The sequence below is a fragment of the Microcoleus sp. bin48.metabat.b7b8b9.023 genome, from assembly GCF_013299185.1.
Taxonomy (GTDB): Bacteria; Cyanobacteriota; Cyanobacteriia; order Cyanobacteriales; family Microcoleaceae; genus Microcoleus.
This window is the reverse complement of the sequence record NZ_JAAFKG010000005.1, coordinates 32,858-57,862: the sequence shown is the minus strand read 5'-3', so window position 1 is coordinate 57,862 and position 25,005 is coordinate 32,858. Positions and strand designations below refer to the sequence as shown.

Annotated in this window: 22 protein-coding genes; 14 read left to right on the top strand and 8 right to left on the bottom strand. The window is 44.6% G+C overall.

The window, feature by feature from the left end:
* Window positions 1-32 precede the first annotated feature (32 nt).
* Window positions 33-584 carry a peroxiredoxin gene (locus QZW82_RS04745; RefSeq protein ID WP_293145362.1) on the top strand — a complete coding sequence of 184 codons (552 nt, stop codon included), beginning with the start codon at window positions 33-35 and terminating at the stop codon, window positions 582-584.
* A gap of 351 nt (window positions 585-935) precedes the next feature.
* Here the strand turns inward: QZW82_RS04745 and QZW82_RS04740 are convergent, their stop codons facing one another.
* A complete protein-coding gene (locus QZW82_RS04740) occupies window positions 936-1,475 on the bottom strand; it encodes a phosphate-starvation-inducible PsiE family protein (protein ID WP_293145359.1) in 540 nt (179 codons plus the stop codon).
* Window positions 1,476-1,847: 372 nt separating this feature from the next.
* Here QZW82_RS04740 and QZW82_RS04735 point away from each other — a divergent pair, with 372 nt between their 5' ends.
* The 10 genes from QZW82_RS04735 (at window position 1,848) to QZW82_RS04690 (ending at window position 15,255) form a co-directional block, all read left to right on the top strand.
* Window positions 1,848-2,450: a superoxide dismutase gene (locus QZW82_RS04735; RefSeq protein WP_293145357.1), complete on the top strand. Its 603-nt coding sequence runs from the start codon at window positions 1,848-1,850 to the stop codon at window positions 2,448-2,450.
* A 629-nt stretch (window positions 2,451-3,079) separates the two neighbouring features.
* Complete coding sequence (locus tag QZW82_RS04730) at window positions 3,080-7,420, top strand: amino acid adenylation domain-containing protein (protein ID WP_293145354.1); 4,341 nt, start codon at window positions 3,080-3,082, stop codon at window positions 7,418-7,420.
* 468 nt (window positions 7,421-7,888) lie between these two features.
* The gene (clpS, locus tag QZW82_RS04725) at window positions 7,889-8,182 is read left to right on the top strand and encodes an ATP-dependent Clp protease adapter ClpS (protein WP_293145351.1); all 294 of its coding nucleotides are present in this window, start codon (window positions 7,889-7,891) and stop codon (window positions 8,180-8,182) included.
* Between the two features lie 452 nt (window positions 8,183-8,634).
* Window positions 8,635-8,940, top strand: a complete 306-nt coding sequence (locus tag QZW82_RS04720) for a hypothetical protein (RefSeq protein ID WP_293145348.1) — start codon at window positions 8,635-8,637, stop codon at window positions 8,938-8,940.
* Window positions 8,941-9,412: 472 nt separating this feature from the next.
* Complete coding sequence (locus QZW82_RS04715; protein ID WP_293145345.1) at window positions 9,413-10,318, top strand: MvdC/MvdD family ATP grasp protein; 906 nt, start codon at window positions 9,413-9,415, stop codon at window positions 10,316-10,318.
* 109 nt (window positions 10,319-10,427) lie between these two features.
* Window positions 10,428-10,583, top strand: coding sequence for a hypothetical protein (locus tag QZW82_RS04710; RefSeq protein WP_293145342.1), 156 nt, complete (start codon window positions 10,428-10,430; stop codon window positions 10,581-10,583).
* A gap of 326 nt (window positions 10,584-10,909) precedes the next feature.
* Entirely contained in the window at window positions 10,910-11,641 is a 732-nt protein-coding gene (locus tag QZW82_RS04705) for a cytochrome c biogenesis protein CcdA (protein ID WP_293145339.1), read from the top strand.
* Between the two features lie 289 nt (window positions 11,642-11,930).
* A complete protein-coding gene (locus QZW82_RS04700) occupies window positions 11,931-13,337 on the top strand; it encodes a cytochrome c biogenesis protein (protein WP_293145332.1) in 1,407 nt (468 codons plus the stop codon).
* Window positions 13,338-13,528: 191 nt separating this feature from the next.
* On the top strand, window positions 13,529-14,995 hold the full coding sequence (locus QZW82_RS04695) for a TerB family tellurite resistance protein (protein WP_293145328.1): 1,467 nt from the start codon (window positions 13,529-13,531) through the stop codon (window positions 14,993-14,995).
* Between the two features lie 47 nt (window positions 14,996-15,042).
* Entirely contained in the window at window positions 15,043-15,255 is a 213-nt protein-coding gene (locus tag QZW82_RS04690) for a DUF2283 domain-containing protein (RefSeq protein WP_293145325.1), read from the top strand.
* Window positions 15,256-15,416: 161 nt separating this feature from the next.
* Here QZW82_RS04690 and queF read toward each other — a convergent pair whose 3' ends face one another.
* Window positions 15,417-15,836, bottom strand: a complete 420-nt coding sequence (gene queF / locus QZW82_RS04685) for a preQ(1) synthase (RefSeq protein ID WP_293145322.1) — start codon at window positions 15,834-15,836, stop codon at window positions 15,417-15,419.
* A 145-nt stretch (window positions 15,837-15,981) separates the two neighbouring features.
* On the opposite strand from queF, the gene QZW82_RS04680 reads away from it, so the two are divergent.
* Complete coding sequence (locus QZW82_RS04680) at window positions 15,982-16,575, top strand: hypothetical protein (RefSeq protein ID WP_293145319.1); 594 nt, start codon at window positions 15,982-15,984, stop codon at window positions 16,573-16,575.
* 84 nt (window positions 16,576-16,659) lie between these two features.
* Here the strand turns inward: QZW82_RS04680 and speD are convergent, their stop codons facing one another.
* From speD to QZW82_RS04660, 4 genes are all read right to left on the bottom strand, one after another.
* The gene (gene speD, locus QZW82_RS04675; protein ID WP_293145316.1) at window positions 16,660-17,082 is read right to left on the bottom strand and encodes an adenosylmethionine decarboxylase; all 423 of its coding nucleotides are present in this window, start codon (window positions 17,080-17,082) and stop codon (window positions 16,660-16,662) included.
* Window positions 17,083-17,365: 283 nt separating this feature from the next.
* Window positions 17,366-18,427 (bottom strand): pentapeptide repeat-containing protein, encoded by a 1,062-nt coding sequence (locus QZW82_RS04670; RefSeq protein WP_293145313.1) that lies wholly within the window; start codon window positions 18,425-18,427, stop codon window positions 17,366-17,368.
* Between the two features lie 1,434 nt (window positions 18,428-19,861).
* The gene (locus tag QZW82_RS04665; protein WP_293145310.1) at window positions 19,862-21,070 is read right to left on the bottom strand and encodes a general stress protein; all 1,209 of its coding nucleotides are present in this window, start codon (window positions 21,068-21,070) and stop codon (window positions 19,862-19,864) included.
* Window positions 21,071-21,482: 412 nt separating this feature from the next.
* A complete protein-coding gene (locus tag QZW82_RS04660; protein ID WP_293145307.1) occupies window positions 21,483-21,962 on the bottom strand; it encodes a BON domain-containing protein in 480 nt (159 codons plus the stop codon).
* A gap of 292 nt (window positions 21,963-22,254) precedes the next feature.
* Between QZW82_RS04660 and QZW82_RS04655 the strand changes: the two genes are divergently transcribed.
* Entirely contained in the window at window positions 22,255-22,422 is a 168-nt protein-coding gene (locus QZW82_RS04655; RefSeq protein WP_293145304.1) for a hypothetical protein, read from the top strand.
* 199 nt (window positions 22,423-22,621) lie between these two features.
* Here QZW82_RS04655 and QZW82_RS04650 read toward each other — a convergent pair whose 3' ends face one another.
* Window positions 22,622-23,167, bottom strand: a complete 546-nt coding sequence (locus tag QZW82_RS04650) for a hypothetical protein (RefSeq protein WP_293145301.1) — start codon at window positions 23,165-23,167, stop codon at window positions 22,622-22,624.
* A 65-nt stretch (window positions 23,168-23,232) separates the two neighbouring features.
* On the opposite strand from QZW82_RS04650, the gene QZW82_RS04645 reads away from it, so the two are divergent.
* Window positions 23,233-24,666, top strand: a complete 1,434-nt coding sequence (locus QZW82_RS04645; protein WP_293145298.1) for an S-layer homology domain-containing protein — start codon at window positions 23,233-23,235, stop codon at window positions 24,664-24,666.
* A 41-nt stretch (window positions 24,667-24,707) separates the two neighbouring features.
* On the opposite strand, the gene QZW82_RS04640 is transcribed toward QZW82_RS04645, so the two are convergent.
* Window positions 24,708-25,005 (bottom strand): hypothetical protein (locus QZW82_RS04640; protein WP_293145295.1); only part of this gene is annotated, 298 nt, incomplete at its 5' end.

The window sequence follows — 25,005 nt, the reverse complement described above, 5'->3', positions numbered from 1 at the left end:
CTTGTGTTAAGTACAGTTCTACTTGTTAATTTATGATTTCCCGGCGCAAGTTTTTTAGCACTTTATTGGCAATTTGTCTAGCCTTTGTGAGTTTCAATTTTGCCCCTCCAGCCTTGGCCCTCGGCGGCAAACTGCCGGCGGTGAATCAAGCTGCACCAGACTTTAGCTTACCGACAAACAGCGGCGACGGGCAAATCTCGCTGTCCGATTATCGCGGGAAGTGGCTGGTAGTCTACTTCTATCCCAAAGATTTTACATCCGGTTGTACGATCGAAGCGCGTCGATTCCAGCAAGACTTGCCGAAATACTTAGCAAAAAACACTCAAATCATCGGCATCAGCGCCGATGATGTCAACTCCCACGCGGAATTTTGCGATTCTGAAGGCTTAAAATTTCCGCTATTAGCAGATACCGACGGCAAAATAAGTAAAGCTTACGGTTCTTGGATGAGTTTTATCTCATCCCGCCACAGTTTTATTATTGACCCAGAAGGAATTTTGCGGGAAACATTTGTTAAAGTTAATCCCGCCATTCACTCCAAAGAAGTGTTAGCTCGTCTAGGCGAATTGCAGGCGAACAGCTAATATTGTGTCACCTCGAATAACCCAAATCAAATAGGTTCGTAGTGAGGACTTTAGTCCTTCTCCTCTATTTTCATATAACTAAAGTGCTGACCGCGAACCGCAATCAAATAGGTTCGTAGTGAGGACTTTAGTCCTTCCCCTCTATTTTCAGATGACTTTAATCCTCAATACAGGTTCGTAGTGAGGACTTTAGTCCTTCCCATGTTCGTAGCGAGGACTTTAGTCATTCCCCTCTATTTTCATATGACTTTAATCCTCACTACGAAAGTTATCATGGTTATTTTACAACAGACGATAAATTGTAACCATACAAGCTGTAGAGCAAATTTCAAATCGCCTGTCTCGCCATACTCAATGAGAATTGAACTTACTATTTACCGTCACAGGCTCTGAAGAAGATTCCGGCTCTGACAGATTTCTTTTTCGGCTAGCAAAACGGCGTTCCGGGTCAATTCCCTCAAAAGTTGGTGGCAACCAAACTCGGATGACCAACAATATTCCCAAAACCAGCAAAAATCCACCTGTTGACAATATTTGAACCCAGGGAGTTTCCAGAACACCCCGCACGATAACTTCTCGCAAAACAGAGACAATACAAACTTCAACCGCCACACCAATTGAAACGCGCTGCTCTTGCAAATAAATAATTAAAAGCCGAAATAATTCCACCAAAACTAAGAGAAATAGAATGTCTGCTGTCACTTGCTGAAAATTCAAAGGAGGCAGCAGCGAGAAAAACATTTCTCGCAGTTCCAGTACCATGAAACAGAACAAACCAATACACAAAGAAATAACAATTAAGTCTTGAACTGTTTCCAGACCGCTGACTATTAGTTTCAAATTCAACCATTTAGGAGGAGAATTGGTCTGATTGTTTGAACGGTTTTCCATTGGCTGCTCCGGCAATTTGTTGGACTTGCTTACAGCTTAAGTTAAATTGAGCTTATATTTGATAAAAAACAGGTTTAATTTATTTATAACCATCATTAAAATTCTGTCTAGTGACAATTTCCTACCAACTTTTATATATTGCCCAGGCGGGTTGACTTTTAGGCAATGTTTGTGCTATGTGAAACCTGGTATTAGTAGATTTGGTGAAAAGTAGAATTCAAGCTTCTAAAATGCTGCAATTGAGATAAAATATGAGAATTGTCAAAAATTAATTACGACAGCTTGATAAACTCAAGCTAGCGACTCTAGGCTCAAATCATACAAAAGCCGGAAAGTCAACCCAAAAAAGCCACCAAGAGAGGATTGAACACAATGGCATTTACACTCGCACCATTACCCTTCGCCGCTGACGCCCTAGAGTCAGGTCATATGTCGGCCAACACGTTTTCGTTCCACCACGACAAGCACCATGCTGCTTACGTGACCAATCTCAACAAACTGATTGAAGGCACCGAACTAGCCAGCAAATCCCTAGAAGAAATTGTAATGGAATCTGCCAAAGATCCATCCAAAGCCGGCATCTTCAACAATGCAGGTCAAGTTTGGAACCACAATTTCTTTTGGAATTCCCTCAAAGCGGGCGGCGGCGGCACTCCGACAGGAGCTTTAGCTGATAAAATCAATACCGACTTTGGCAGCTTCGACAAATTCAAAGAAGAATTTAAGGCTGCTGCGACAACTCAGTTCGGTAGTGGTTGGGCTTGGCTGGTTTTGGACAACGGTACTTTAAAAGTTACCAAAACTGCTAACGCTGACACCCCGCTAGCACACGGCCAAACTCCTTTGCTGACTTTGGATGTGTGGGAACACGCTTATTATTTGGATTTCCAAAATCGCCGTCCCGATTACATTGCTAATTTCCTAGACAATTTGGCTAACTGGGATTTCGCAGCAGCAAATTTGGCTGCGGCTTAGTAACATCTGAGTTTTAGAACGGAAGTCCTCACCACGAACTTTTATGGGTTTGTAGTGAGGACTTTAGTTTTTGTTTCCGAGGACTAGACTTCCTTCAAAAATAGTTAGGACGATGCTCCGAGCAACGTCCCACAATTTTTTTTCTGGGACGTTGCTCTGAGCATCGTCCCAAAATTTGATTAAAAGGACTTTTGCAAGAGGTCTACTGATTACCAATTACCATTAAGTAGGTCGGCGCTGTAAAACGCAAATATGTAAACGATTATAAAGTATTCAAAAGCACGATCGCAGCATTGGTGAGTTTTGTTTACATATTGTTACATAATAAAGTTTATTTAATCTCGCCTACCTACCTACTTAAATGGATGTAAAAATAGGTGTGGTATTTTAGGTATTTCCACTGCCTTGCACGGTATCTTAACCTGTGCAGATCGAGCCATGTGTGCCAGGGAAGGGATAGTAAAGACCTCCCGCCCTCGCAAAATCGGCACGTTTCTCCTTGCTATGGCAATTTTGTTGTGACAGATAGATGTGGGGACAGATAAATGTGTGGACAGATAGATGTCTGGAGAGATATATTTTAAATATTGGGTGCAGAAACTTTTAACATAACTTTGGGAGTCTAGAAAATGACAAAAAATGTATCGGTAGTGATTCCATCTTATAATTGCGCCCAATTTTTACCGGAAGCGATTGAGAGCATTCTGGAACAAAGCTACCCTCCGTTTGAGGTGATCGTAGTAGACGATGGCTCTACTGATGATACGAAAGAAGTCTGCGATCGCTACCCGAAAGTAACATACGTCTATCAAACAAACCAAGGTGTGGCGGCTGCACGCAATACTGGCCTGCGGGTTAGTACGGGAGAGTATATTGTTTTCCTGGATAGTGATGACTGCCTTTTACCTGAAGCGATCGAGATTGGAGTCAAGCATCTCAACGCCCTGCCAGAGGTGGGCTTTGTCTTTGGTCGTTATTTCTTCTATTCCATTCAACCTGATGGCTCCTACAAAGTAGAAGAGAAATATGAGAATCAGCCTGAAGTTGCTAATTATGAAACTATTTTAGCTATCCGGCATAGGATTCAATGCGGTTGTATTATGTTTCGCCGTGCTGCCCTCGATACTGTCGCCATTGAGTCTATCGGTGCATTTGATCCAAGTGTATTAGCGATCGAAGATTACAATTTATGTTTGCGAATTGCCCGTAATTTTCCTGTCTATTTCCACGGTGAAGTCGTTTCTCAATATCGCTACACTGGCAATAATATATCCAGTAAATCGACCTACTTTCTGATCCATGCAATTCGAGATCATTCTCAGCAATGGAGTTACGTTGAACAAACTAAAAAAGAAGAATATCTAGTTGCCTATGAAGAAGGAAAAAAACACTGGACTAAGATTTTTGGCGATCGATTGCCTTACGAAATCCAGAGATATATACGAGCTAAAGAATGGGTCGCAGCCTTGGGGATCCTGAGATTAATCTTGTATTACGATCCCAAATTCCAATCTATCGATCGCGAAATCTACGAAACATCCTATGCAACTCTGATGTCAGAGCTACGAAAGCTCCCCTTGCAAGACTCCTTAGCCTATTGGAAAAAACAACTTGCTGGAGCCCCTCCTTTATTACCCCTACCCACTGACAGACCGCGCCCCCCAGAGCAATCCTTTCGGGAAGCTTCTGTGTCTTTTGGCATTTCTGGGGAAATCGCGACTGCCTTAGGTATATTGGCCGAGCAGGAAGGGGTCACTCTCTCAACAACCCTGTTAGCCGCCTTTAATATTTTGCTGTATCGCTATACAGGTACAGAAGACGTGATTGTTGGCTCCCCTTTTGTGAGCCGTGTGAATTCAGAAAATTTTGTGAATGCTGTCCCCCTTCGTACAGATATGTCCGGCAATCCCACGTTCCTAGAGTTTCTGGGACGAGTGAGGAAAGTCGTTTTGTTAGCGCAAGCCTATCAAGATGTACCCTATTGTTTGTTGGTCGATCAATTTTGTCCCGAGATCGATTTGAGCTATTCTCCTCTGTTTCAAGTGACCTTTGTCTTTGAGGAAAATATTCCCTTCCAAACGATCGATGTGTCAAGATTAACAGCAAGTCCTTGGGTGATTGAAAATAACGAAGGGAAGTTTGACTTAACTTTGTTTTTAAAACCAACCAGCGAAGGATTGGAGGGGAGTTGGTCTTACAGCACGGATTTGTTTGATGCAGAAACCATTGAACGAATGAACGAGCATTTCCAGATTTTGTTGGCTGGGATTGTGGCTCATGCAGAACAACCGATTTCTGCATTGCCGTTGTTGCCAGACAAAGAGAAAAATGTGTTGCTTGTGGAATGGAATCAGACTCAAATAGATGAGTCACAATATCGATGTCTCCACCACTTAGTGACTCAACAAGCAGAAGCAACTCCAGAGAAAATAGCGGTTTCCTTTGAAGGTCAAACATTAACTTACCAAGAACTGCATCAACGCTCCAATCAACTAGCCCACTATTTACAAAAAAAAGGGGTAAAGCCAGATGATTTAGTTGGCATTTGTGTCGAGCGTTCTGTGGAAATGCTGGTGGGATTATTAGGTGTGCTGAAGGCGGGCGGAGCCTATGTTCCCATAGATCCGAACTACCCGGACGATCGCGTCGAATACATGATCGAGAATTCCAAAGCCAAAGTATTGTTAACACAACAGCAGCTTGTCAAGAACCTGCCTGCCAAAGCAGCCAAAGAAGCATTGGTCATCTGTGTGGATGCCGATTGGTCTCTCATTGTCCAAGAGAGTCACGAAACACCGATCGCAAATGTTACGCCAGAAAACATGGCCTACGTCATTTACACGTCTGGTTCTACGGGTAAGCCCAAAGGCGTACAAGTTCTTCACCGCGGGGCAGTCAATTTTTTACGTTCGATGCGCGAGCAACCAGGAATTTGTGAGGCGGATATTTTGCTGTCTGTCACCACTCTCTCGTTTGATATTGCAGTCTTAGAACTGTACTTACCCCTGACTGTGGGAGCCCAGGTTGTCATCCTGAGTCGGGAAGCTGCCATGGATGGCAGAAAGTTATTAAAGACGATCGTCCAATTGGGGATTACGATATTGCAAGCTACCCCAGCCACTTGGCGATTATTGCTGGAATCGGGTTGGGAAGGTAACTCCCCGATGAAAATGCTCTGCGGTGGGGAAGCCATGCCTAAAGAATTGGCTGCCCAATTGTTAGCCAAAGGTACGGAACTTTGGAATATGTACGGGCCGACAGAAACAACAGTTTGGTCAACGGTTTATCAAGTCAAAGATGCCGAACAGCGAATTTTAATTGGTAAGCCGATCGCCAACACCGATATCTACATCTTAGATCCTCTCCTGCAACCCGTTCCCATTGGGGTGGCTGGGGAATTACATATTGGTGGTTCAGGATTAGCCCGGGGCTATTTGCAGCGTGACGATTTAACCACAGAGAGATTTATTCCTAATCCATTTCGTCCAAGCGAACGAATCTACAAGACGGGGGACTTAGCGCGTTATTTGCCAGATGGAAATATTGAGTGTTTGGGTCGCCTAGATTTTCAAGTCAAAATTCGCGGTTTTCGGATCGAACTCGGTGAAATCGAGTCTGTTTTGGTCAAAGATCCCAAAGTGCAGCAAGCGGTGGTCATCGTCAGGGAAGATGTTCCAGGCGACAAGCGTCTAGTAGGCTATATTGTCTCCCTCAACAATCAGAACCCCACCATCCAAGAACTGCGAAGTCTGCTCAAGGAGTACGTACCAGAATATATGGTGCCATCTATCTTTGTTTTCTTGGAAGCTCTACCCCTAACACCTAATGGTAAGGTCGATCGTAAAGCTCTACCCGTACCCGAACAATCTCGCGAAGCAAAACCAGTCGAATCCGCCACACCCAATCCTCCCGCTCCCTCCGAGACGACAAATAAAGTACAGCAAGAAAAGCCAAGAGAATTGGCCCGTCCCCAGGATGATTTGGAAATTCAACTCATCAAGATTTGGGAAAAAGTATTGCATACTTCACCCATCAGTACCACAGATAATTTTTTCGAGTTGGGAGGACATTCCCTATTAGCGATATCGCTAATTCGTGAAATAGAGGAAACCTACAAGAAAGAGCTATCTTTAGCTATTCTTTTCCAATCACCAACGATTCAGCAGTTGGCTAACACCCTTCGCGAAGAAGGATGCTTGTCTTCTGCACAGGCTTTAGTCACGATTCAGGAAGGCAGTTCCAAACTACCTTTATTCTTCATTTACGGCATATTTCTTTACTATGATTTGTCAAGACACCTCGGCAAAGACCAGACCTGTTATGGAGTTTATCTCAACGAGGAAGTCAGTATGTTCCAAAAGGATAAACTTGACAAATCACCAACGGATTTAGTGAGTGTTGCAGATATGGCAACTCGCTATCTCAAAGAAATCCAAAAACATCAACCTAAAGGGCCTTACCTCCTAGCGGGTGAGTCATTAGGTGGCTTAGTAGCCTTTGAAATGGCACATCTACTTCATTTACAGGGTGAGGAGGTAGCTTTACTGGGTCTTTTGGATAGTGCGATTCCAGGAAAAAACAAACTGTCATTCAGCCAGAAGCTGGCTTTTCATCTCAAAAAGCTGCGCCAACAAGGGCTTCCCTATTTGTTAAAAAAGATCCTAAAATCGAAGACTAAATCGACTTCTGACATGATGATTAATAATCATAAGGTAGATCCTGGAGTAGAGTTTCGGAATTACGCTTTCAACAGTTACAAGCCACAACCTTATCCAGGCAGGGCGGTTTTGTTCCGAGCGAAGGATGAAAGTCACTTTAGCACTTTGGAAAACTGGAAGGATCTGGCAGTTGGAGGATTAGACATATATGATATCCCTGGAGATCATCTAAGTATTCTTCAAGAACCCAATGTCCCTGTCTTGGCCGAAAAAATGAAAGTGCATATCGATCGAGCCTTAGCAAAACTTTAGGTTGTTCAGTTGAACGACTTACAAAAGCGATTCAACAGGCTATAACATCAAACAATGCCTTAACGCGCCGCCAATCTGGCGGCGCAAATCCAAGCTGAAGATGGGATTGCCAATGCAGTTGCTATCGTACAGAAAATCTAAAATCCTGATACTGTTTGCGAATAACCGATATTCTACAGGAGGAATTCAAAAGGGAGCATCTCATTTTTGAAAAAAGCATTTTTTATTATATTGCGCGCTGTCGCGCTCTCGCGAGTGCTGTAACACTCGCTCTTCGGGGATAGCACTCTAGTAAATGCAAAACTGAGATCCTCCCATTCAAAATCCCGTAAGTCATTCCCGAATCTAAAATCTAAAATCCGCGAAGGGGGTAGTAAATGCCGAGTCCGGTTGAAAAATATTAAGTTGTGTTATAGTGCTATAGGTAACTCATTTACAAATTTTGTAGTATCAGTGGCTGTTCGCGCGATGACCTCTTCACCAACCATAGCACCCGTTCGATCGAGTCAAGTTACCCGCAAGCCTTATCCAAATTATCGGGTAATAGTCCTCAACGACGATTTCAATACATTTCAGCACGTTGTGGAATGTCTGACTAAGTACATTCCAGGCATGACGAGCGATCGAGCTTGGAAACTCGCCGATCAAATCCACAACGAAGGCCAGGCCACCGTCTGGGTTGGCCCGCAAGAGCAAGCAGAACTTTATCATATGCAATTGAGCCGTGCTGGGCTGACAATGGCTCCCCTAGAGTCCACTTAACTGCTATTGACAATCCTGGAGACATTTTAACCAAAATCTCTCCGGGGCGAGCCGTGCGATGAAAGCAATCTCAGCCTCAAAGAGATTGCTTTCATCGTATTGCACCTCAGACAAGGAATATTGGTGTTGGTGCTGATTTACCAACTCAAATTGTTGATATTTTAGGATTTACACGCGCGGGTGAGAAACCCCGTTTATTCTTAAATACTGCGCTTCCACACCAATATTTCTCGCAGAAACCGGGTTTCTGATGCGTTTAGTGTATTTATCTACTTAAATTTTTAAGACCACACTTTGGTTAATAAAGATATCTACAGGCTGATTTAAATCCAGAACTTATTGGAGTCTGCTTAGCTCAATTTGAAACCTGCCAAAATGGCAACATGACTCTATCCTGATGATTTAGATTATTGGAAAAGGTGAATAATCTTGCAATCACTTAGGAGAATGTTATGAATCATCCTTTTGATCTAGATGCTGCCGACCTCGAAGCAATGGATTTAGATTTTGAAGAGCAGCTAACTGATGAACAAGCAGCTCAAGTTGGCGGTGGACTTAGGGCCACAACTCTGGCTCTCGGTGAAGAAGGTGGCGGGATTGTGTGTATCTCTGCTCCATGTCCGGGAAGTGAAGGAGGAGAATCTCCTCATCCTATTCCCACTGAACCTCCGATGACTACGATGGCTATAGGTGAAGAGGGTGGAGGCCCTTACACTAAGGCTTGGTTTGAATGTGGAGGAGGCCCCATTTATTGGTAATCTCATTAGTGCTGACACTTTTAGAGATTTTGCCGAAGTCCTGCACTATTCAGAGCGTTTCTGTCATGGGACTTTCCAATTTATCGGGTCATTTGATTGTTTTTTGAATATCCAAAAAGTTGCAACACTCTCGAAACAACTCGGAACCAGTGGTGCCACTTTTTGTATTTAGAAATAACACAAAAAAACAGGGTTGTTGTCAAAAAATATTTCCCTAAATTACCAAAGATGTTGACAAGGAAGACTAAAATTAGCATCGATTGGATGACCAAAGTCCTATACGGTTCCGATCGCAAAGTCCTAGAGGCAAAACCATGATGGTAAAAATATATACTGCGATTGCTTTCCCGAAGCGCAATGACAATAAAAAAGTATTAACTGAACTTTATTGGACTAAAGTCCGAACGCTCAAGCGAAAGTTTTCTACCCGAACGCCTAAGTTTTGACCGCATCTGTAATTCTCAGGTTTCCCATGAATATTTTAATTTTGGGTGATGCTTCAGATGCTCATGCTGCTCATATGAAGAATGCTCTCACCCAAGCCGGTGCAGCAGTAGATTATTTGGATACCAGCTTGTTTCCGAAACAGTTACGCCTGTCTTGGCGACCTGACACCCAGGTAGGATGCTTGACGCTACCGTCCGGTCGTCGCTTGAATCTCGACGATATTCACAGTGTATTTTGGCGCAATTTCTCCGGTGTTTCCGTTCCACCTTTAAAAGATTTCAACCAACAGCAGGTCGCATTTAATGATTCAATGAGTACAATGCGATCGCTAATGCAAGCTTGTGGGACTCGGTGGGTTAATTCCTGGCAGGCATACCAATTTCACAAAGAAAAACCCCTACAACTGAGCAAGGCAAAACAAATAGGTGTGACGATTCCTACAACGTTAATCAGTAACCATCCACAGGAAGTTAGGGAATTTGTCGAAGTCCACCAAAAAGTAATTTTTAAGCCTGTTTATGGTGGTGCTCATACCAAGTTGGTGACAGAGGCGCATTTGGAACTTAATCGGTTAACCATGGCTTTGAGTATTTCTCCAGTCACCATTCAAGAGTATATTCCTGGGACAAACATTCGCAGTTATGTGATTGGTGAATCAGTCTATACTGCCGAAATTCGCAGTCCAGCGTTGGACTTTCGGGAAGATTTGGAGGCGGAGCTAATTCCCATAGATTTGCCCGAAGCTGTTCGCAAACAATGTTTGGCAATATCCCAGGCATTTATGCTAGAGTGGACTGCGATTGATTGGCGTGTCAAGCCAACGGGCGAGTATGTATTTTTAGAGGCAAATCCTAGTCCGATGTTTGTACATTTTGAGCGTCAGACTGGTTTTCCTATTACACAAGAATTGCTCGATCTGTTAATGTATTGACAGGCCCTCAGACGCCGCAATTTTCCCAATTATCTCGCCTCTGTATGTCCGGCTAGGTTACACCTGAGATCTTGCACCAATGTCAATAAGCCCTTTATGAACAGGCAAGATGCCTGTTCCACAAGAAAATTCATCTTTTGTGGAACAGGCATCTTGCCTGTTCTTGAAAATGCTGCAAGATGTGAGTTACACGGCAGGTTTTCTGTTCCCGATGTCCATCCCACAAGAAAAAAAAATTGTGGATGGGCTGGCGAACCCGTCCTAGCTATTTTTGCAACAAGTCTATTATCGCATTTCGCGATCGCCCTTTCCACTCTCAACCAGTCGATCGCGCTCACATCTCAAATCTTCAACCGAAGCGACCCGAATCTGTTACAATTTTCAACATAGCCAGAACATCACACTCGCCGGAACTCACCCGCATAGGGATATAAGCCCCGACTTAAGTCGTGGAGAAGCCAAAAAATTAGATATTTAGTTGAACATCCCAGATTCATCTGTAGAGTCAATCTAAAATCTAAAATCTCAATTCGATGACACCGGAGTCAATCTAAAATCTAAAATCTAAAATCTAAAATCTAAAATCGACCGATGGAAACCCTGCAAACCCAACTTTATCAACTCGCACAATTTGCTAATAATTTAGTAAACACTCAACTGACACACCTGAGTTTAGTCAGTGTCGGAGTGATTTTTCTGGCAGGGTTGCTAACGAGCTTGACGCCCTGTATGCTTTCGATGTTGCCAATCACGATCGGCTACATCGGCGGATACGAAGCAAAAAGCCGCCTGCAAGCTGCTGCCCAGTCGGCATGGTTTGCCTTGGGATTGGCGACAACTCTTGCGGGTTTAGGCATTGTAGCATCATTTGCTGGTCAAGTTTATGGCAAAATTGGTCTGGGTTTGCCGATCGTTGTGAGCATAATCGCGATTTTAATGGGGCTGAATTTACTGGAAGCCTTACCCTTACAAATGCCGTCTTTTGACGCTGTGGGCTGGGTTCCGAAAGATTTGCCTGCGGGCGTGCGATCGTACTTATTAGGCTTAACTTTTGGTTTAGTAGCTTCTCCGTGCAGTACGCCGGTTTTAGCTACCCTCTTAGCTTGGGTTTCCAAAACGGGAGATCTAGTTTTAGGTGGTGTGTTACTGCTGTTTTACGCTGCGGGCTACGTGGCTCCGCTGATTGTAGCAGGTACTTTTACCGCGAGCATTAAAAAGTTGTTAGAATTGCGCCGTTGGTCGAGTTGGATTACGCCTGTTAGTGGCGTTTTGTTAGTAGGATTTGGCGTGTTCTCTCTGCTTTCTCGCATACTTCCCGCCTAAGGTTCGATGGTTCGGGCTGAACGTCCTTATTTAAAGATATAGCAATCATTACAGGATTCGAGAACTAATTTTTTTTGAATGAACCGCGAAGACGCTAAGAACACGAAGAAAGAAAGAAAGAAAGAAAGAAAGAGTTTACAATTGATTAAATATTTGTCAATCAAAATAATATTTTCTTCCTTCCTTCTTCTTTCTTCCATTTGTCTGATGACTGCTGACAACGAAGAGGGCGGGCACGGGGGCACCGCCCCTACAAACTGACAACTGACAACTGACTTCACAATTACCAATGACATTAAAAGAAGTATTTCTATCCAAACTATCTGATTGGGCGACTGCGCCTCTAAAGTTTTTCAAGCGAGAACTTTTGCCAGTGCTGGCAGATTTGCGGCTGGCAATTATCTTGCTGCTGGCGATCGCATTTTTCAGCATTTCCGGCACCGTCATCGAACAAGGCCAATCTGTAGAATTTTACCAATCCAACTATCCAGAACACCCGGCTTTGTTCGGCTTCCTAACTTGGAAAGTTGTGCTAATTGCAGGACTTGACCACGTCTACCGCACTTGGTGGTTTTTGTCAATCCTAATTTTGTTCGGCAGCAGCTTGACAGCTTGCACTTTTACCAGGCAATTTCCGGCCTTAAAATTGGCCCGCCGCTGGAAATTTTATGAAGAACCGAAGCAGTTTGAAAAGTTAGCTCTCAGTGCGGAATTAGAAACAAGTTCTTTAAGTTCGTTAGAACAACTTTTGCAGCAAAAAAGTTACCGCATATTTCGAGAAGGTGAAAAAGTTTATGCTCGCAAAGGCATAATTGGTAAGGTTGGCCCGATTATTGTTCACGCCAGTATGCTAATTATTTTAGCTGGGTCGATGTTTGGCTCGATGACTGGATTTATGGGTCAAGAAATGGTTCCTAGCGGTGAAACTTTTCAGGTGCAGAATATCACTGATGCTGGGCCTTGGGCTGGGCCGCAAATACCGAAGGATTGGTCGGTGCGTGTGAATCGGTTTTGGATCGATTATAGTCCGAGCGGCGCGATCGACCAATTTTACTCGGATCTGTCAGTTTTGGACAAAACAGGCCAAGAGGTCGATCGCAAAACCATTCACGTTAACGAGCCCCTCAGATACCGGGGAGTCACCTTTTATCAAGCAGATTGGAGCCTAGCCGCCGTGCGAGTTCGCCTCAACAAAAGCCCGGTTTTACAATTGCCAATGGCTCAGTTAGACACCCAAGGTAAAGGCAGAATTTGGGGTGCTTGGATTCCGACAAAACCAGATTTGAGTGCTGGAGTTTCTCTGCTAGCAAAGGACTTGCAAGGCACAATGTTAGTCTACGGTACGGATGGCAAATTGTTAACTACAGTTCGCGCCGGTACAGCGGTGGAAGTTAACGGAGTGATGCTGGCAATTGATGAAGTTGTTGGCAGCACGGGATTGCAAATTAAAGCCGATCCAGGAATTCCGCTCGTTTATACGGGCTTCGGGTTGCTAATGCTGAGCGTGATGATGAGCTATCTTTCTCACTCGCAGATTTGGGCTTTGGAAAAAAATGGCAAGCTATACGTCGGCGGGCGCACTAATCGCGCTCAGGTGATATTTGAAAGAGAAGTTGTGGAGATTTTGGACAAGTTGGCAGAATTGAAAATAGATGAAGATAAAACTCCGATTACCGAGACTTCTTTAGCTAATTAAAACTAATTGTAGGGTGGGCAATGCCCATCTTACTAAAAATATAGATTTTAGACAGTCACGGTCTTACAATATCAACATATTTTATACATCAAACTATTGTTAATTCCAAAACGGTAATCTGTTATACAAGAATAATTATTAAAAATTTGTTACAGTTAATAACTATTGATACACTTACCCTAGTATTTTTTATGCCAATTATTGTTCCTTTTGTCATTCAAATAGTTTTACCTGCACTAAGTGTGCTTTTCGCTCTTTTAATTCCTGTACTGGCTGCTGCGATCCAATTCGCTCTGACTCGCATCCCCAAAATTCCTTCATATATTCGCCTCCTCAAAATTTTGTATTCAGATATTGACTCATCTGCCAAAGAGCGAAAAATTATTACTGGTGGACTGCTGGTAATTAGCAGTATTGTGACTTTCATGGCTTCTTCTCTGATACCTTGGACGGGTGTACCCCTAATCGGTGCTGTTACCAGTCCAATCGCTGGTGCTGTTGCTCTGGTAGTTGCACTGGCACTTCTAGATATGATTTTTGCCATCAATAAAGGGTATTACTTAAAGCGACTCAAAGCAGAAGGTTTTGCTGGATTAAATGACATAGAAACTGATATTAAAGAGGTAAAAGATATTTTTGGCAAATCGTGGGATAAAGTTAAATCCACTATTAACGATGCTAGCCAGAAAATTTATGAAGAGGGCTGTAAGCGTGGCATCAACTTTAGTGATAAATCTTATCAAAGCTATATTGATCGTGAATTAGAAGGATTGAATTTATATGTTGGTAAAAATTCCGAAGCCGAGTATCAATCTATAAGTGCAGACTTATTAAACCAAAATAACGGCGAAGATTGGACAAAAGATGCTTTTGCACTAGGAACAGGTGCAACTGTAGGGGCCTTGGCTGGTGTTGGCGCTTCAGCAGTTGCGACCTCAGTATTTGCGCCGGCTAGTATTTGGACAACTATCCACAGCATTCCTTTGATTGGGGGTTTGGTGGGGAGTTCAACGGGTATTGTTGTCAGTGCAGGATACTACTCATTACTAACATTTGCTGCTCCTGTTGGACTGGGAGTATTAGCAACTGTCGGGATTTACAGCGGTCTAACGGGATGGAAAAATCAAGAAGAAGCTGCCAAGATGAGCAAGTTTTTATCAGAAAGAATCATGGCTGCTTTACCAATGGCTTGGATTGACGGTGAATTAGATGACAAGGAGAAAGATAGTATAGATAGATTGATGACTACCTCCGGTATGAGAAAGGAAGAGCGAGATTTGGTTCGGAAAGCCATAGAACAACGGCATAGTTTTGATGAAATCATGAAAACGAGTATTCCTTTTGATGAGGAACATCGGGAAAAAAGTTGTAGTCAAAGCAAGAAAGAGCGACTAAAGCATCGCCTAATATTATGTACAGCTTGGGAGATTGCCGTTGCTGATGGCAAAATTGATTGGTCAGAATTGCATCTTCATAACCAGATGGCAGATAAGCTAGGTATTTCTCGTGATGGGGTGAAAGAAATCCGGCGGGCTATAAACCTCAAGCATCAACAAGAGCTTTGGCTCACGGAAGCATTAGAACCAAATGGTTCAAAGACTAAGTTATTGAGTGTCCGCGAACAATACCGCCTCCAACCAGCAGCGGATTATCTTTAGTCTTCTCTAATGGGGAAGGTAGCCCCAATAACTTGTAGTAAGTAATTATGAAAAAGATTAGGTACAGCCAAGATGTAGACGCGATGCTAATCGAAATTTCCGTAGCTTGCGGGGCGGAACGCCATCGCCCGATCGCCTATGCCGAAGATGAAGGGCAAATGATTCTACACTATTCTAGCAGCGGAGAACTGGTATTGATCGAAATATTAGATGTGAAACAATTGATCTCCTTAGAATCTATCTCCGAAGCAATTAAGTAGGGTGCTCTACTCTAGCGTTATTTTCGATCCAAACCAACAATCTAACTGACGCACCGAAAGCAAAAAACGGTGCGTCAGAATCATGCTTTCGGTGCTTATTGAGAATCTCAAACCTGACGCACCCTACCGCAATCAGTACCAGCCGCAGAAGACTCTACCTGCTACTTCTCGTGCCGCACCTCAACCACCGTGTGCACGTTCCCCCGCGGCAGAAAATCGCCCTTCACCGTCACTTCCAGGGGCGCGCAAGCTGCGACAAAATCGTCTAAAATTTGATTGATCGATTCTTCGTGGGAAATGTAGCGATCGCGATAACTGTTAACGTAGAGCTTCAGCGCCTTCAACTCGACCACCCGCTCGTCGGGCACGTAAGTAACGTGAATCGCGGCAAAATCGGGATAGCCAGAAAACGGGCACTTGCAAGTAAATTCTGGCAAAGTAATGTCAATCGTGTAGCGCCGCCCAACTCGCGGGTTCGGGAAAGTAATTAACTGCCCCTCCAAAATCTCGCGTTCGCCGTATTTCATTTCCTCGGTGCTTGACTTTTGCGACATACTTTGTTCGGTTGCGTGGTTGTTCATAGCGATCGACTCAGAAATTGTAACATTTAATTAAATTTACTATTAATATCTGTAACAACTATCTCGATCAATTGTGTTGCGATCGAGCTAATTGCAAATAGTCTCAGGCTAAACTTAAAAAAGTTCACCCTCGCCATCTACAATTATGCAAAATACTACCTTATCTGACAATACGAACCCTGAAAACTCAAATAGTTACTCTGCATCGGTACCAATTTCGCTCTATCGAGAAGTCACGGCGGAATTGCAAGCAGCCCAAGCGATGCTCGACTCGCTCAAAACCCACAACCAGCAATTAGTTCAACAAAATCAACAACTGCGGCGAGAAGTAGAAACAGTAGTTCAAGTATCCCAGCAGTTACAACAAGTAGTCAACTCGGCTCAGAACGTCACCCAGACTGGGATGCCTCAAATGCCCTCAGTCAAATTCAATTTCAGCGTTGAACCGGAACCTCAAGCACCTGCAATATCGAGGGCTAGCTCTTCTAACATACCTCAACCACCTCAAACAGTCGCATTTCCCTTTCCTCTACCAGAACCCACAGTCCCCCCCATTCCGGATACACTTCCAGAAAAATTATTTACAGAGGTGCCGGAAACTCCTTACCGGGTGCGCTCTCAAGCAAAAACAGCCTCAGACTTAAGTGGATTGTGGCTGGCTATTGCCATTTTTCTGATTGTTATTGCTGCTTTTGGTGCAGGTTATTTAGTTGTTCGCCCTTTGTTGAAGGGAAAGTAAATTTCAACAAGAATCCCACGGCTCGAACCGTGGGATTTTAACGAAAACCTAGCATAAAATATTCAAACTTACGCTAATTGGCTATCATCCTCTGGCTGCACTCGCTTCTACTAAACGAGGTGCATACTGCTCTTCACAAGCAGATTCTAGGATGCCCACCCCGGGCTCGAAACCGCGCGTGAACTCGGTGAGTTTTACCTGTTTAGCTTCCAAAGCTGTCTGTAGCACCTTCATGGCCTTGTGAGGGTCGCCGGCTCCGCAGAAAAATAAGTCTGCGGCAAAATAACCGTGTTCAGGCCAAGTATGGATTGCTATATGAGACTCTGCCAAAGTTGCAGTAGCCGTCACTCCGTGAGGACTAAACTGGTGTACGCACAAATCGATGAGAGTAGCTCCTCCGGCTTCGATCGCATCGAGAATAGCGCGGCGGATACGTTCAGGATCGTTGAGCAGGTCTCCAGGAGACTGCCAAGCATCAGCGACCAGATGGGTTCCCAATTGTTTCATTCTGCGGGGTTTTACCTCTAATTCACAATGTCTCAAACCTTTTGACCATAGCACGGATTCTAGAAATTTTCAAGTAAATTACCAAAAAAATTCCAAAAAATAGTTGCGAGGGCCCTCGCAACTATTTTTTGGGGCGCTTTGTCGCCAGTCAAACGCCGGTGCGAGATCTCGCACCGGCGAGTAGCGCGCCACTGCAAAAAAGCGACGTAAGTGAAGCTTTTGACTTCACGCGCGATCGCTAGCCTGCTCGCAACTGACAATCAACACGCTACCGGACATCCGATCAATCGCGGCTGTGAGTAGCCCCATTCGGCAAAATAGCCCCGCTCAAAGCCGCTTGGTTCAAATTAGCAACATTCAAGCTAGCCCCAATCAAATTAGCCTCCGACAAATTAGTTCCTGTCAAATTTGCCCCTGTCAAAGAACTCAGCAGCAAACCCGCTCCCGACAAATTGGCGTGGCTCAAATTCGCTCCCCGCAAATCTGCTTCCAGCAAGCTAGCACCCGATAAATTTGCACCGCTCAAATCAGCTCCCCGGAGAGAAGCTTTGTTCAAATTCGCAGCCCTCAAATCAGCATTATGCAGAATCAAACCATTCAAATTAGCTTTACTCAAATTAGCGCCTTGCAAGTCAGCACCGCTCAAATTAGAACCATTTAAATTAGCTCCTTTCAAGTCAGCACCGCTCAAGTCAGCACCCCTCAAATTAGCAGCACAAATACAAGCCTCCCGCAGACTTGCCTCGCTCAAAATCGCCCCAACCAAATTGACACCGCCGAGATTTCCGCGATTGAGATAAGCCCGAATTAGATTTGCACCGCTCAGGTTTGCGCCGTTCAAATCTACTTCGCTCATAATTGCTCTAGTCAGATTTGCTCTGCTTAAATCAACCCCGCTCATAATTGCTCGGCTCAGCGTCGCCCCGCTCAAATTAGCCTCAATTAGTTTCGAGCCACTTAGCAAACAAGCTCCGACTAAACTCGCTCCAGTCATCACAGCTTTGCTCAAGTCAGCGCGAGACAATATTGCTCCGCTGAGATTTGCTCCGCTAAAATCGGCTCCGATCGCCACAGTTCCCGTTAAACTACAACTACCTAGGTTCGCTTCAATTAATTTAGCCTTAGATAAATTAGCCCCGCTCAAGTCGGCGCCGTTTAAATTAGCTCCTATTAGTTTACTTCTAATTAAGTTGGCACCTTTCAAATTAGTGTTGCTCAAATTAGTTCGACTGAGATTAGATTCAATCAAATGAGCGGCAATGAGGTTGGCTCCTCGAAAATCTCGTTCCCCGTTTCTATGTCTAGTTAAAAGTTCATCAGCAGTTAAAAGCTCAGTGAAATTCATAAAAAAAATTGAGTGAGTTTCCTTAATTTCTCGATGTTCAATGTTCTCTGAAAGTTTGTATGCTCGTGTTTGCTAGTCAGTTCTTAAACCATTACTGCCGCAGTAATAATTATCAAAACTGGTTGATTTCTAGCATCACCCTGATAATTTACGTAGAACTCACGAAAAGCCACCCGGTTTTTCGTAAAAGTAGGGCTTGGCTAGGGGGGGCATTTATGAAGAAACCGAGTTTCTCGCTTCCGCCTGTAAGTCTTATGCTGCTAAGAGTTAGTTGCGGCTGATGTTAGTTGTTAATTGTTAGTTGTATTTATACTAACTGCTAATCACTAACTATTAACTACTAACTATTTACAAAATATCGATAAATCGATAAGTTGTCGATCGCATATTTTTGGGGTTCTTGCTGGCGGCACCCGCGCCACATTCACAGCCCACAAATTGCTGGTACAGGGGAGCAAATCTATTCTATTAGTTCCCGAAAGAAATAAGGACTCGAAGCTTCAACTCCGAATATCTTTTAGTTTTTGCCTTCTTTCTTCGATCGCCCATGAAAGCAGAGCCCGGTCAGCTCAGCTAGTGTCACCTCCCCCCACTGTGCTCAATGCCAGTGAAATCGAACAGGAAGGCTGTTTCGATCGGAGTCCCGATCGAGTCCCAGGCGAAACCAGCAATAGGCTGCCATGGGCCTGAGATTTCGCCAAAAAAAGCGCCGCGAGCCGTTCCCGTACTCCCGCGCTGCTGTGCTTGCTGTTAATGTTTACTCGATCCATGAGCGCTTGCGCTTCTAATTAACAGAACGCCCGATACCAGACGCGCTCCCGGACATAAAAGCTGTTCCTGGGCTTGAAAAATGCTTCGCTGAGGCATTCCCAGAAAAACTATATTCCTTTAGCCGGTCTTGCCAAAGGCAATTGGGCTGCTACAGCCAACCAATGACCAGCCTAAGTCTTGCCCCAAGGGGACGACAATATTATTCCAATAATTGCCGACCACCGCAGGCCGTACTCGGCGCGCGGGACTGACTAATTCACCTGATATAATTTGCTGAAATTAGCCACCCCATAATTAAAGATAGTCGTTCTTTGACTAACGGGGCAATCTCTACTGCAATTTAAGTCATCCAATTTTATCCTACTCCAGGGTTTGCAACCCTTGCAGTAGTGAGTGTTACAGACTCAAAAATCCCTGCGGATTTAGAGTGTAAAAATTTATAGAGCCGATCGACCAGCCGACCAAAGTCCAGCTCGCCAATCCAAATTAAATTTTTAACACATCTCTTTTTTTTAAGTTTCCAGAACAAAACAAAAGCCGGCTTTCAGAGAAAAAGCCGACTTTTGAAATTATGTGACTGGCAAAACGTAAAACCCCTAGCTAGCCAGTGTTTGTTCCACAAGCTCAATTGGGCTCGCGACTAGCCAAACAAAGTCCTCTCGATCAAACCCGACGCTTGCCAGCAACGCCCTGATTGGGGTCGTAAATACCAGGCGTAGTATCAGCGCCGGGACTGCCGGGAGTGCCGTAATCTGCCTGAGCGGTATCCACGCTGGGAGAGTCGTAGGTGTTCCAATCCTGAATGCCTCCGCGGCTCAGAACAGCCCCAGCTTGAGCGACTTCTGCTTCGCTGCCGTCAACGAGTACCAAGTAATCTCCCCTCGCCACTCGATCGTTATAAGCTCTGGCTTCCTCTTCGGGAATTCCCAAACCGACTAAAGCTCCGATCAAGCTACCGGCAGCCGCACCCAAAGCAGTACCTGCTAGCGTAGTGGCGATCGCCGTAGCCGAGGCTCCAGCCAGCATAATCGGCCCGATACCCGGAATTGCCACCAAGCCGAGACCTACCAACAAGCCAGTCAAACCGCCCAGGGTTCCGCCTGTGAGCGCACCCTTAGTCGCCCCTTCATCGGCCTTGTTGTCTGCGCTGTCGTGCACGTCAATGCCTGCGATATCCCCTTTAGAATCGCCATCCTTAGCAATGACCGAAACCCGATCCATGTCGAAACCCCCTGTTCTCAGTTCTCCCAGCGCGTGTTCAGTCTCGCGGCGAGTGGAAAACACGCCCACAGCGCGCTTTTGGCGGGCCATCGATCTGTGGCCGGTGTCTGTCGGCACATCATAAATGCCCCAATCCTGAATGCCCCGCACGCTCATAATTCCTTCGGCGGTGGCAAGTTCGGCATCTGTTCCTTCTACGAATACCAAATATTCTCCGCGCGAGAGGCGATCGCCATAAACTTTAGCTTGGGCTTCGGGAACACCCAAACCGACCAAACCGCCGACCAAACCGCCCGCAGCAGCCCCGATCGCGCCTCCGACTACAGTATCAGCAAGCAGAGTGGCGATCGCGCCCCCCGCCATCACCGGGCCAACTCCCGGAATCGCCAGCGCCCCAATACTTCCGAGCAACCCAATCAAACCGCCCGTCACGACTCCCGCCGTCGCGCCAGCTTTCGCGCCGCCGCCGACTTTCTCGTCGGTACTCTTACCAGCGGTAGCGCCCGCAATTTCGCTGCGATCGAGATTTTCTCCAACTACCGAAACCTTATTCATCGGAAACCCGCTACTTTGCAGTTCCATCAAGGCTAGTTCCGTATCGCGGTAATTAGAAAAGGATCCTACAGCCCGTTTGTGTTGACCTAAAGCCATTTCTTTTCTCCTTCAAAATATACTGTTTTTACACAACTACAGAATTTCCGATCTGCTTGCTGCCATCTATCACATTTAGTCATTTCTTCCCAAGATTTTTCATCGCTCGTTGGGAATAAAATTCGTCTCTATCTTCCGACAGGTTTCCACTAATTATCGGGAATTTTAAATCGTAAATTGCCAATGGCAAATTGCAGGTATTGCGCGAGTTTGGAGCGCGGATTTTTGAGTGGGTTAATCTTCAACTCTTTAACTCAAAAAAACGCAACCGAAAGATTCACGTAAGCCTTGTAATCCACTGCGAAAGCACTTTTAAAATTCCCAACTTTCCCTCTTCCTTATGTCGGTTAAATCCGTCAAACAATCCGTTAAATCCGTTACCAAATCCGTTGCCGAACTTCCTTCCAATTTATTACTTACTAGGCGATGCGGCGGGTGAAGCGGGGGCGACAACAGCCGTAACATTCACGCTTTTAACACCCTTAATCTCTTTAGCTAGAGGCTCAATTTTAGCTAAATCAGTTTGATTCGGAACTGTGCCACCTACGGTAACAGCCCCGTCTTTTGCGTCCACAGTCAGCGCACCTTTAGTAATGTTCACTTCCAACTTAGAACGAACTTCACTTTTCAGGTCGCCATCGGCTCTGCTTGCATCGCCGCCAGTCACGTTGTTGCGCTGTTCTCTGGCTCTGATATCAGAATTTGCTTGGGCTTTGCGAACATCGCTAGTGGCGTCGGACTGAGTTTTTTGAACATTCTCGGCTGGGGGCGGGCTCTTGACATTTTCTGTGGTAGAATTAGGAGCATCGGCGCTAGTTTTAGCCCCCTCAGTGCAAGCAGCAGCTCCAAATAATAGGAGACCGCTGATGAGAATTGGTGTTAGTTTATTCATAATATGTTAATACCCTCCGGGTAAGCTGTCGATGAGTGAGACTTCGTTGAGTGAGATTAAGCCACACAGAATTTTAGCTGGTGCTTTCTGCTCTCTAAAAAGCCTTATATCAAACATATATAATTGAGGAATCCGCTACATCGCTCTACAGGTGTAAAATTTACCTCTGTCCTTAGGTAGAGTACAAAAAATAAAATAAGGTCTTATATAATTTTAAATTTTAGATTTTATATCGTTTCCGGTTATATCGGAATTATTTAACCGCAGAGAACACAGAGAACACAGAGAGAGCATGGAGAGATCAATAATTCAGATGCTATCGAAAATGATATTAGATTTCGGCACGATCGCGATCGCTTGTCGAAGTGTCGAAGGATTTGCAATTGGGAATGAGTTACTGAAGATGGGTTTGAAGCTGACAAAACAGTTGCATTATTTTTTTAAACTGGTATTAGATTAAATTTAACTTAATTATTCCGGGACGCACTATTCATCATCAATCAGGTTGATTCCGAGATTTTTAGTTGCCAAACCTAATATTTTCAGAAACACCAATTTGAAAAACGTAAGTTTTATTAATAGATTCGATCGCCACTCAAAACTAATTTTTTCTGATGACTGATGACTGATCGCTGACCTCCATTGCCAAACTTCCTGCTTCAATACAAACGAAAAGAGTCGAGAAATTTTTGAGCATTTTCTGGTTCTGGAGTAGTAGCAACCAGCCCGTAAACGCGCTTTTCAACCAAAAAAACTTGACCGACGCCTATAGGTTCCTTGGGAGAAAGTGGCTGAAACTCAAACTCTTTTCCCGGGTAGCGACCCAGAGAAATGTCGCGCACTTGCAGCAATTTAGCATTTGCAGCCACTACAAAAAAGTCAACGGCATTATTTAAAGTAATTTTGGTATTCTTGTTGCTAGTTGGAAAATCTAGGTCAAAATATTGAAGTAAATAAGTTTCTTTGTTTTTTAAGATAGACCTGTATGTATAAGTGGTAATTTGAGTTGAAAAAGTTTCAGTATAAATTTTGGGAGTTCCCGGCATATCGATCGCAAACTGACCCATTGCCGAACAAAATGGCTGCCACTCTGGCTGAGGAAGTGGCGCCCGCAGCGGGGCTACTTGAGCTTTTGCCGGAGTGGTAAACTTGAGGGCGGAGACAAGTAATGTAGCAGTAACTAGGATTATGTGCAGAAATTTCATTTGGGTAAAAATTATATTTGTCCGATCTGCGCTAGCCTAGAAATATATCCGCAAACGAGGGATTTATGCTGAATATTATACGTAGTCAACAGCGAGGCAACTCGATCGCCCCAGCCAAAACCAGTAAAACTAATAAAACCAATATACTCGCTGCTGTAAAGACTTGGCTGGCTATCAGTCTGCTGGTTTCTGTGACAGCTTGTGCAAACAGCCCCAACAGCAAAGCCCTCGAAGAATCGGTAGCCGCCGATCCGAAATTAATCGCAACTCCGCTTCCCGTCCCTCTTCCTCCCCCAGGGACAGCAGTTGAAACCAGCACAACTGCCAAACTTCCTGCCGATTTCCCGACAGAGATTCCACTCTATCCTAATGCTCAGTTAATCGAAGTTGGTGCGCCCAGCGATGGACAGTCAAAAAACGTGCGGCTGCGCTGGGAAAGCACAGATCCGGTTAATTCGGTTCAGAACTTTTATCAGACAGAATTTGGGCGCGGGAATTGGCAAATAGTCAGCCGCCCAACCGCCGAAGGACAAGGTTCTTTGGTAGCAACCCGAGATAAATTGCGGGTAACAGTGTCGCTTTCTGGGAATCAAAAAGTAGGAGGTTCTACAGAATTTGCGATCGACTATAGCAAAGACAGCCCCGAAATAGCAGCCAGTCCCCAACCTAACAATTCCGAGTCTAGCCCATCTCCAACCGCTTCACCAAGTCCATCAAATTCCGAAGCAACTACTCCAACTCCAACTCCAACCCCATCCGCCTCGCCGAAATCAGAAAAAGTTAGCCAACTAGACAGCAAAATTCCCCAACAGTTGCAGCAGTACGTCGCAGATTTAGCTGAGTTAGAAGCGCTGAAAGTGCGATCCTCTACGAGGGCTTCGCAAACGAAAAAAAATGCTAACTTAGAAACTGGCAACAGTTTACCCGAACCCAACAAAATTGTCACTCGCCGCGAATACGCCCGCTGGTTAGTAGCAGCAAACAATCAGATTTATGCCAGCCGTCAAGCCAAACAAATTAGATTAGCAGTAGAATCTAGCGAACCGGCATTTTCTGACATACCGAAAACAGATCCAGATTTTGCAGCAATTCAAGGTTTAGCAGAAGCCGGTTTAATTTCGAGTTCGCTTGCTGGAGAAACGAAAGATATGAAATTTCGTCCGGATGCACCTTTAACCCGCGAAACAATGATTCTCTGGAAAGTACCATTAGATACCCGTCAAGTTTTGCCTACAGCCAACATTGAGGGAATCAAAGAAAAATGGAGTTTTCAAGACGCTTCTAAGATAGATTCCCAAGCGTCGCGGGCAGTTTTAGCTGATTTCAACAATGGAGATTTGGCGAATATTCGTCGGGTTTTTGGTTTTACAACTCTCTTTCAGCCCAAGAAATCAGTGACTCGTGCCGAAGCTGCTGCTAGTTTGTGGTATTTTGGCATTCAAGATCAGGGATTGTCGGCTAAAGATGCCCTGCAAGCCAAGTCTCAACCAGCCCAGTAGAGTTGTTGAGGACGATTAAAAGTTTTGCACAAAGCCTCAACTTAAACAAAAAAGGTTCGTAGTGAGGACTTCAGTCCTTCTTTTCCTGAAAACTGAAATCCAAGAAAGGTTCGTAGTGAGGACTTCAGTCCTTCTTTTCCTGAAGACTGAAATCCAAGAAAGGTTCGTAGTGAGGACTTCAGTCCTTCTTTTCCTGAAAACTGAAATCCAAAAAAGGTTCGTAGTGAGGACTTCAGTCCTTCTTTTCCTGAAAACTGAAATCCAAAAAAGGTTCGTAGTGAGGACTTCAGTCCTTCTTTTCCTGAAAACTGAAATCCAAAAAAGGTTCGTAGTGAGGAC

Bases quoted from the DNA above. Each gene is read 5' to 3' on its own strand.
- QZW82_RS04745 (WP_293145362.1), top strand. From the start codon at position 33: ATGATTTCCCGGCGCAAGTTTTTTAGCACTTTATTGGCAATTTGTCTA.
- QZW82_RS04740 (WP_293145359.1), bottom strand. From the start codon at position 1,475: ATGGAAAACCGTTCAAACAATCAGACCAATTCTCCTCCTAAATGGTTG.
- QZW82_RS04735 (WP_293145357.1), top strand. From the start codon at position 1,848: ATGGCATTTACACTCGCACCATTACCCTTCGCCGCTGACGCCCTAGAG.
- QZW82_RS04730 (WP_293145354.1), top strand. From the start codon at position 3,080: ATGACAAAAAATGTATCGGTAGTGATTCCATCTTATAATTGCGCCCAA.
- clpS (WP_293145351.1), top strand. From the start codon at position 7,889: ATGACCTCTTCACCAACCATAGCACCCGTTCGATCGAGTCAAGTTACC.
- QZW82_RS04720 (WP_293145348.1), top strand. From the start codon at position 8,635: ATGAATCATCCTTTTGATCTAGATGCTGCCGACCTCGAAGCAATGGAT.
- QZW82_RS04715 (WP_293145345.1), top strand. From the start codon at position 9,413: ATGAATATTTTAATTTTGGGTGATGCTTCAGATGCTCATGCTGCTCAT.
- QZW82_RS04710 (WP_293145342.1), top strand. From the start codon at position 10,428: ATGCCTGTTCCACAAGAAAATTCATCTTTTGTGGAACAGGCATCTTGC.
- QZW82_RS04705 (WP_293145339.1), top strand. From the start codon at position 10,910: ATGGAAACCCTGCAAACCCAACTTTATCAACTCGCACAATTTGCTAAT.
- QZW82_RS04700 (WP_293145332.1), top strand. From the start codon at position 11,931: ATGACATTAAAAGAAGTATTTCTATCCAAACTATCTGATTGGGCGACT.
- QZW82_RS04695 (WP_293145328.1), top strand. From the start codon at position 13,529: ATGCCAATTATTGTTCCTTTTGTCATTCAAATAGTTTTACCTGCACTA.
- QZW82_RS04690 (WP_293145325.1), top strand. From the start codon at position 15,043: ATGAAAAAGATTAGGTACAGCCAAGATGTAGACGCGATGCTAATCGAA.
- queF (WP_293145322.1), bottom strand. From the start codon at position 15,836: ATGAACAACCACGCAACCGAACAAAGTATGTCGCAAAAGTCAAGCACC.
- QZW82_RS04680 (WP_293145319.1), top strand. From the start codon at position 15,982: ATGCAAAATACTACCTTATCTGACAATACGAACCCTGAAAACTCAAAT.
- speD (WP_293145316.1), bottom strand. From the start codon at position 17,082: ATGAAACAATTGGGAACCCATCTGGTCGCTGATGCTTGGCAGTCTCCT.
- QZW82_RS04670 (WP_293145313.1), bottom strand. From the start codon at position 18,427: ATGAATTTCACTGAGCTTTTAACTGCTGATGAACTTTTAACTAGACAT.
- QZW82_RS04665 (WP_293145310.1), bottom strand. From the start codon at position 21,070: ATGGCTTTAGGTCAACACAAACGGGCTGTAGGATCCTTTTCTAATTAC.
- QZW82_RS04660 (WP_293145307.1), bottom strand. From the start codon at position 21,962: ATGAATAAACTAACACCAATTCTCATCAGCGGTCTCCTATTATTTGGA.
- QZW82_RS04655 (WP_293145304.1), top strand. From the start codon at position 22,255: ATGGAGAGATCAATAATTCAGATGCTATCGAAAATGATATTAGATTTC.
- QZW82_RS04650 (WP_293145301.1), bottom strand. From the start codon at position 23,167: ATGAAATTTCTGCACATAATCCTAGTTACTGCTACATTACTTGTCTCC.
- QZW82_RS04645 (WP_293145298.1), top strand. From the start codon at position 23,233: ATGCTGAATATTATACGTAGTCAACAGCGAGGCAACTCGATCGCCCCA.